Origin of the sequence: Actinoplanes oryzae (genome assembly GCF_030757795.1) — a bacterium.
Classification (GTDB): domain Bacteria; phylum Actinomycetota; class Actinomycetes; order Mycobacteriales; family Micromonosporaceae; genus Actinoplanes.
Window position 1 is genome coordinate 45,441 of sequence record NZ_JAUQWH010000047.1, and the last position, 7,082, is coordinate 52,522.

General features: G+C 71.0%; 6 protein-coding genes. All 6 read right to left on the reverse strand.

Going from position 1 to position 7,082, the window contains the following annotated elements:
• Window positions 1-3: 3 nt before the first annotated feature.
• Window positions 4-825, reverse strand: a complete 822-nt coding sequence (locus RBH18_RS17650) for an NHL repeat-containing protein (protein WP_306209061.1) — start codon at window positions 823-825, stop codon at window positions 4-6.
• Window positions 826-1,103: 278 nt separating this feature from the next.
• Window positions 1,104-2,405, reverse strand: a complete 1,302-nt coding sequence (locus tag RBH18_RS17655; protein ID WP_306209063.1) for an ATP-dependent 6-phosphofructokinase — start codon at window positions 2,403-2,405, stop codon at window positions 1,104-1,106.
• Window positions 2,398-3,288 (reverse strand): phosphotransferase, encoded by an 891-nt coding sequence (locus tag RBH18_RS17660; protein ID WP_306209065.1) that lies wholly within the window; start codon window positions 3,286-3,288, stop codon window positions 2,398-2,400. The genes RBH18_RS17655 and RBH18_RS17660 overlap by 8 nt, the downstream gene beginning before the upstream one ends.
• A 9-nt stretch (window positions 3,289-3,297) precedes the next feature.
• Window positions 3,298-5,538, reverse strand: a complete 2,241-nt coding sequence (locus RBH18_RS17665; RefSeq protein WP_306209067.1) for an exo-beta-d-1,3/1,6-glucosidase — start codon at window positions 5,536-5,538, stop codon at window positions 3,298-3,300.
• Between the two features lie 356 nt (window positions 5,539-5,894).
• Window positions 5,895-6,128: a hypothetical protein gene (locus RBH18_RS17670; RefSeq protein ID WP_306209069.1), complete on the reverse strand. Its 234-nt coding sequence runs from the start codon at window positions 6,126-6,128 to the stop codon at window positions 5,895-5,897.
• 98 nt (window positions 6,129-6,226) lie between these two features.
• Window positions 6,227-6,910 (reverse strand): SDR family NAD(P)-dependent oxidoreductase, encoded by a 684-nt coding sequence (locus tag RBH18_RS17675; RefSeq protein ID WP_306209072.1) that lies wholly within the window; start codon window positions 6,908-6,910, stop codon window positions 6,227-6,229.
• Between the last annotated feature and the right edge of the window lie 172 nt (window positions 6,911-7,082).

A 7,082-nucleotide genomic window follows, 5' to 3' on the forward strand; every position in this document is an offset into this window, starting at 1 on the left:
GGGTCAGCCGACGAACCGGAAGACGGCGCCCGTGTTGTGCCGCTGATAGAGCTGCCCACCGGCCGCGACGATGTCGACGGTGGCGGCATTGTGGTCCAGCTCCTCCCAGCCGGTGATCGGGACGCCGGTGAACCGGAAGACACGGCCGCTGTTGTGCCGCTGGAAGAGGTTCCCGCCGCCCGCGGCGATCTGCACGGTGGCGGGATTGCGGTCCAGCTCCTCCCAGCCGGAGATCGGGACGCCGGTGAACCGGAAGACACGACCATTGTTGTGCCGCTGATACAGCAGCCCGCCGTCGGCCACGATGTCGACGGTGGCCGGATTGCGGTCCAACTCCTCCCAGCCGGTGAGCGGAGTGCCGGTGAACCGGAAGACACGACCATTGTTGTGCCGCTGATACAGCAGCCCGCCGGACGCCGCGATATCGACGGTGGCCGGGTTGCGGTCGAGCTCCTGCCAGCCCGCGACCGCAGGGCCGGTGAATCGGAAGATGCGGCCATTGTTGTGCCGCTGATAGAGGTTCCCGCCCCCGGCCACGATGTCGACGGTGGCGGGATTGTTGTCCAGCAGCTCCCAGCCGGTGATCGGGACGCCGGTGAACCGGAAGACACGACCGCTGTTGTGCCGCTGATAGAGATTACCGCCGTCGGCCACGATGTCGATGGTGGCGGGATTGTTGTCCAGCTCCTCCCAACCCGAGATCGGGACGCCGGTGAACCGGAAGACGCGACCGCTGTTGTGCCGCTGATACAGATCCTTCTCGTCCGCCACCGTCTGCCGTGTCGCGGGATTGTTGTCCAGCATTTCCCACACACCTTGTGCCATTTTCCCTCCCCACCCCCGCCGACGAAATGATTCTGCGCCCTCCGACGTTTCTCGCGCCCCGGCACCCCGTCAAGCGCCGGGGCGCGATGGGCACGAAAGCATCTACTGTCGATACACCTTGTTTGCCACAAAGTGCGAGTAAAAGAGAATTGCCCCGGGCGGCGGTGGCGGCACCACGAAAAGATACAGCAAAGTCGATTTACCTGGCCGCCCGGCGGAGGATCGGGGCAGGCGGCCAGGCTCTCCCGGCCATCGAGCGCGGCCGCTCGACGGGCAGGTCAGCCGCCGAAGAGCGGGGGCTGGCCGGTGGCCTCGAGGACCGAGAGCCACAGGTCGCCGTCCGGGTCGACCTGGTTGCGGCGGGAGACGGCGAGGCGCATCGGGACGTGGACGAAGCGGCCGCGCCACTGGCCGACCACCATCTCGGTGCGGCCGGCCAGGGCGGCGTGCACGGCGGCCTGGGCGAGGCGCAGGCAGTAGACGCTGTCGTACGGGTTGGCCGGCACGCTGCGGATCGCGTAGCTGGGGTCGATGTACTTCAGGTTGACCTCGTCGCCGGCGGTCTCGAAGTCGGCCTGGATGCGGTCGCGCAGGAAGCGGCCGAAGTCGGCGAGCTTGCGGTTGCCCGAGGCGTCGGTGCGGTCCTGGGCGTCGGACATGAGGTCCTGGCCCGCGCCCTCGGCGACCACCACCAGCGCGTGGCCGCGGGTCTTGACCCGGTGCCGCAGGGCGGGCAGGAAGCCCTCGAGGGTGACGGGCACCTCGGGGATGAGGACGAAGTCGGCGTCGTTGTTGGCCAGCGCGGCATAGCTGGCGATGAAGCCGCTGTGCCGGCCCATCAGCTGCACGAGCCCGATGCCGCCCGGCTGCCCGGCGGCCTCGACGTGGGCCGCGCGCAGCGACTCGGCGGCCTTGCCGAAGGCTGTCTGAAAACCGAAGGACTGCCCGATGTACGGGATGTCGTTGTCGATCGTCTTCGGCACGCCGACCACCGCGATGCGCCGCTCCCGGGCCTCGATGACCTCCGCGATCTTCAGCGCGCCGCGCATCGAGCCGTCGCCGCCGATGACGAAGAGCACGTTGACGCCGAGCTGCTCGAGGCAGTCGACGATCTCGTCGGGGTCCTGGTTGCCGCGGGAGGTGCCCAGGATCGTGCCGCCGTGCTCGTTGATGTACTCCACGGACTCCGGGGTCAGCTCGACGATGCTGCGCCCGTGCCGGGGCACCAGGCCCTGGTAGCCGTTGCGGAAGCCGATGATGCGCGTCACGCCGTACTGGTTGGTCAGGCTGAGCACCAGGCCGCGGATCACGTCGTTGAGGCCGGGGCAGAGGCCGCCGCACGTGACGATGCCCACCCGGATCTTCGACGGGTCGAAGAAGATCTTGCGGCGGGGCCCGCCCGGCTCGAACGACGGCGGCTCGCCCTCGCCGTGCGCCCGCAGCAGCGAGAGGGTGTCGTCGAGCAGGACGCGGTCGTTCTCGTCGACGTAGTGCGCACTGCTGGAGCGGTCGCGCAGCAGCGCCCCCAGCGGCGAGTCGATGCGCCCGGCCCCGAGTGTCTTGACTTCCAGCTCAGCCATCGGTGAACTCCAAGGCCGCCGGCACGCCGGCGACCACGTTCCGGTGCAGCAGCTTCCATGACTCGGCGTCCTCGACGGTCCCGGCGTGCGGCCGGCGGAAGCGGTGCAGATCCACGCACAGGTCGTTGATGATCCATCGCAGCCGGTAGAGAATCAACATCGCCGGCACCACCGTCATCCCGGTGGCGGCACTCCACGCCGAGTGTTCACCGCCCAGCAACCAGAGGTCGCGCTCGGGCGGGGCGACCAGCGCGGTCTCCCAGTCGATCAGCTTCCACCCGGTGGCCGTGCGCATGGTGTTGCCCGGGTGCGGCTCACCGTGGGTGAGCACGTCGCGGCTGCGGTCCGCCCCGGCCACGAGGTCGTCGTAGCGCGCGAGCAAAGCACGAATCACTGCCGCGTGGTCCGTGATGAGCGCCGCGGCCCGATCAGTGTACGGCCCGGCTGTGACGAATCCCCCGGCGAGGGCGTCCCGGTGGGTGATCGCGAGGTCGTCCACGCCGGCGACCGCGGGCACGGGCGCGGTGTGCAGCCGGATCAGCATGTCGCGCACGGCGTCGCGGTGCTCGCTCGACGGCCAGTCGCCGAAGGCGAAGCTCTGCCCGGATAAATACGGATAAAGGGCTGCACACCAGCGGTCGTTGATGCGGACCGGACCGGCCACGGGGGCCACCACGAAGTCGAGGCCCACGGCCGCCGCGGCCTCCAACGCCGCCGACAAACGGGGCGACAAGGCGTCGGCCGTCACGAACCAGGTCGCCCCGGCCGCGTCCACGCCGGTCCAATGGTGACTGCCCCAGCCGACCGGCACGTACTCCAGCGAGTGCAGCCCGAACCGCTCGGCCAGCAGGGCCGGGGGCAGGGAGTCCGGTGGCGTCAGCACGCCGCGACCCTACGAGATGTGGAAGCCCGCGCGCAGGAGGTTTTTGCGCCGCGAGTCCGGGCCCACGAGCAGGTCGAAGTCACCCGCCTCGACGACCCGCCGCCCGTCGGCCGTCACGAGCGTGCAGTCGGCCGCGGCCACCTCGATCTCCACGGTCACCCGCTCCCCCGGCGGAACCTGGACCTGCCTGTACGCCTTCAGCTCACGCGAGGCCCACGTGACGCTCGTCACCAGATCGCTGACGTACGCCTGGACGGTCTCGAGCGCGGGACGCGTACCCGTGTTGGCCAGGGTGACCGACGCCCGGACGACGCCGTCCGGGGTGACCGACGGGGTGTGCACGGTCAGGTCCGAATACTCGATCGTGGTGTAGCTCAGCCCCTCGCCGAACGCGAAAAGCGGATCCTGTGTCAGGTCGGCGTAGCGGTTGCCGTGCTGGCCCCGGATCTGGTTGTAGTAGATCGGCTGCTGACCGGCGTGCCGCGCGGCCGACAGGGGCATGCGCCCGCTGGGCTCGATCAGGCCGAGCAGCAACTCGGCGATCGCCCGGCCGCCCCGCATGCCGGGGTTGAAGGCCTGCACGATCGCGGCGGCGTTCAGGGCGGCGGGCGGCAGGACCAGGGGCTTGGAGTTGATCAGGACGACCACGGTGGGCGTACCCGTCGCGGCGAGCGCCTCGAGGAGCGCGACCTGACCGCCCTGCAGCTCCAGGGTCGCGGTCGATCTGCTCTCGCCGGTCAGCGCGACCGTGTCGCCGAGCACGACCACCGCGTAGTCGGCGGCCCGGGCCGTCTCGACCGCCTCGGCGATCAGCGCGGGATCGGCCTGCGCCGGCCGCGAGATCGGCGGGCGCGGCTGCCCGTCGGGATAGAACTCGCCGGCCGGGTCGGGCACGAGCCGCTCGATGTCGGCGCCGCGCGCGGTGGTGATCGTCCAGCCCTCCGGGGCGACCGCGCGGAAGCCGTCCAGCACCGTCTCGATCAGCTCGCGCGGCTGGCCGTCCGGCATCCAGTCGACCTGCCCGGACGCGCCCGCCCAGTCGCCGAGCTGCGACTGCGGGTCGTCGGCGTTCGGCCCGATGATCGCGACGGTCGTCGGCTCGGCGCCCAGCGGCAGCGTGCCGTCGTTGCGCAGCAGCACCAGCGAGCGCCGCGCGACCTCGAGGTTGAGGGCGGCGTGGTCGGGATGCCCGATGACGGCCGCCTGCCGGGCGGCGTCCGGGGCCCGCGGGTCCTCGAACAGGCCGAGCTCGAACTTGACGCGCAGGATCCGGCGTACGGCGGCGTCGACCTCGGCCTCGCTCAGCAGGCCGCGCGCGACCGCGGCCTGCACCCCCTCGAAGAAGCCGGGGGTGGTCATGATCAGGTCGTTCCCGGAGCGTACGGAAACCGTGGCGGCCTCCACGTCGTCGGCGCAGACCTTCTGCTCCCACACCATGCGCCCGACGTTGTCCCAGTCGGTGACCAGCGTGCCGGTGAAGCCCCACTCGTCCTTGAGCACGTCGTTGAGCAGCCACTTGTTCGCCGTGATGGGCACGCCGTCGATCGACTGGTAGCCGAGCATGAACACCCGGCAGCCCTCCTTGGCGGCCCGCTCGAACGGCGGCAGGAACCACGAGCGCAGCTTGCGCGGGCTCAGATCGGCCTCGCTGGCGTCCCGCCCGCCCTGCGTCTCCGAATAGCCGGCGAAATGCTTGGCGGTCGCCAGGATCGCGGTCGGGTCGGTCAGCCCCGCGCCCTGATAGCCGCGGATCATCGCGGCGCCGAACTCCCCGATCAGGTACGGGTCCTCGCCGAACGTCTCGTCCACCCGGCCCCACCGCAGGTCGCGCGTGATGCACAGCACCGGGGAGAACGTCCAGTGGATCCCGGTCGCCGACACCTCCACGGCCGTGACCCGCGCCACCCGCTCGGCCAGCGCCGGATCCCAGGAGGCGGCCAGCGCGAGCTGCGTCGGGAAGACCGTCGCCCCGGGCCAGAAGCCGTGCCCGTGGATGCAGTCCTCGGCGGTGATCAGCGGGATGCCCAGCCGGGTGCGGGCGGCCAGGTCGATCGCCTCCAGCATCCGCTCCGGCGACGCGTGCAGGATCGAGCCGGCGAGCTTGCCCGTGACGGCGTCCTTGAGGTCGCGGCGCGCGTCGAGCTGCAGCATCTGGCCGGCCTTCTCGGCCAGCGTCATCCGGCCCAGAAGATCCTCGACCCGCTGATCGACGCTGAGCGAAGGGTCACGGTAAGCATCGATCGGTGTCACGGCACTCCTCGCGTTCTGGGGGAACGTCCGGAAGTCTTGCACAGCCCGGAACCGGTTACGGCCCTCGCCGGGGTCGGATCTTCGGTCAGTTGGTACCGGAACCGGCGCGGATCGGGGGTTTCCCGCCGATCCGCGCCGATATTTTCCTGTCGTCGGCGTTTCGGCCGCCGCTCCGCCGCCGCCGGCGGCGGCCGTCCGCCCGTCCGGCCGCGCGCTTCGCCGGCGCCTTGCGCTTACCCGGCCGACGGCGTCGCTTCTGCCGGCGCGGGGGCGGTCTCAGCCGACGGCGTCGCTGCCGTCGACGCTGGGGGCGGTCTCAGCCGACGGCGTCGCTGCCGTCGACGCTGGGGGCGGTCTCAGCCGACGGCGTCGCTGCCGTCGACGCTGGGGGCTTCGATGCCGGCCGCGTCGATGGCGTCGAGGCGGGCGTCGCGGGCCTCCTTCTCGCGCTGGAGCAGCGTCACGTACTCGGCCTGCACGGCCGGGTCCTCCAGGTCCTCGACCCGGTCGAAGAAGCGCTGCGTGGTGCGGACGGCCTCGGCGTACGCCAGGGCGGTCTCGCGGATCGAAGTCAGGTCCTTGTCAGCCATGGCCGCAGTCATACCCCGACCGGCCGTCCCGTCACCAGCGCTCGGCACCGCGGGGTCGGCTCGGTCACCACCACCCGGCGCCGCGAGGACCGGCTCGGTCACCAGGGCACGGTGCCGTGGCGGTCGGTGAAGCTGCCCGTCGGGCCGTCGGCGGCGACCTGCGCCATCCGCACGATGATCTCGGCGCCCTCGGCGACCGTCTGCGTACCGGTGTGGTCGTTGAAGTCCGTCGCCGTGTAGCCCGGGTCCACCGCGTTGATCCGCATGCCCGGGTACGCCTTGGCGAACTGCACGGTCAGCATGTTCAGCGCCGCCTTCGACGACCCGTAGAGGACCGGCGTGAACTTCGACGCGATGCTGTCCGGATCCGTCGCCAGCGTGTGCGATCCAAGGCCGCTGCTCACGTTCACGACCACCGGCGCGGCCGACTTCTCCAGCAGCGGCAGGAACGCGTGCAGGGTCCGGACCACGCCGAACACGTTCGTCTCGAACACGTTCCGCATGTCGCCGGCCGTCAGCTCCCCCGGCGACTTGAGCGCGCCCCGGATCCCCGCGTTGTTGACGAGCACGTCCAGCTCGGTCAGCTGCGCCGCCGCCCGGGCCACGGACTCGTCGCTGGACACGTCGATGACCAGCAGCCGCGCCCCGATCTCCGTCGCGGCGGCGCGCCCGCGAGCCTCGTCGCGCGATCCGACGTACACGGTGTGGCCGGCGGCGACAAGCCGGCGGGCGGTCTCGAAGCCGAGGCTCTTGTTCGCCCCGGTGATCAATGTCGTTGTCATGGCTCCACGCTGCGCCTTCCCGGGCCGGCCAGGCAGCCGTCGGAACTTCCTGGGACTCTCCGTACCAGGCACACCGGTCGCGGGGCGGGCCATGATGGGGGCATGGATGTTGATCGCCAGCGCGCCCCCGCTCTGGACCGTCGACAGCGTCACGAGCACGGAGCCCGTGCTG

Coding starts and splice junctions, on each gene's coding strand:
- RBH18_RS17670 (WP_306209069.1), bottom strand. CDS start 6,128: ATGGCTGACAAGGACCTGACTTCGATCCGCGAGACCGCCCTGGCGTAC.
- RBH18_RS17675 (WP_306209072.1), bottom strand. CDS start 6,910: ATGACAACGACATTGATCACCGGGGCGAACAAGAGCCTCGGCTTCGAG.
- RBH18_RS17650 (WP_306209061.1), bottom strand. CDS start 825: ATGGCACAAGGTGTGTGGGAAATGCTGGACAACAATCCCGCGACACGG.
- RBH18_RS17655 (WP_306209063.1), bottom strand. CDS start 2,405: ATGGCTGAGCTGGAAGTCAAGACACTCGGGGCCGGGCGCATCGACTCG.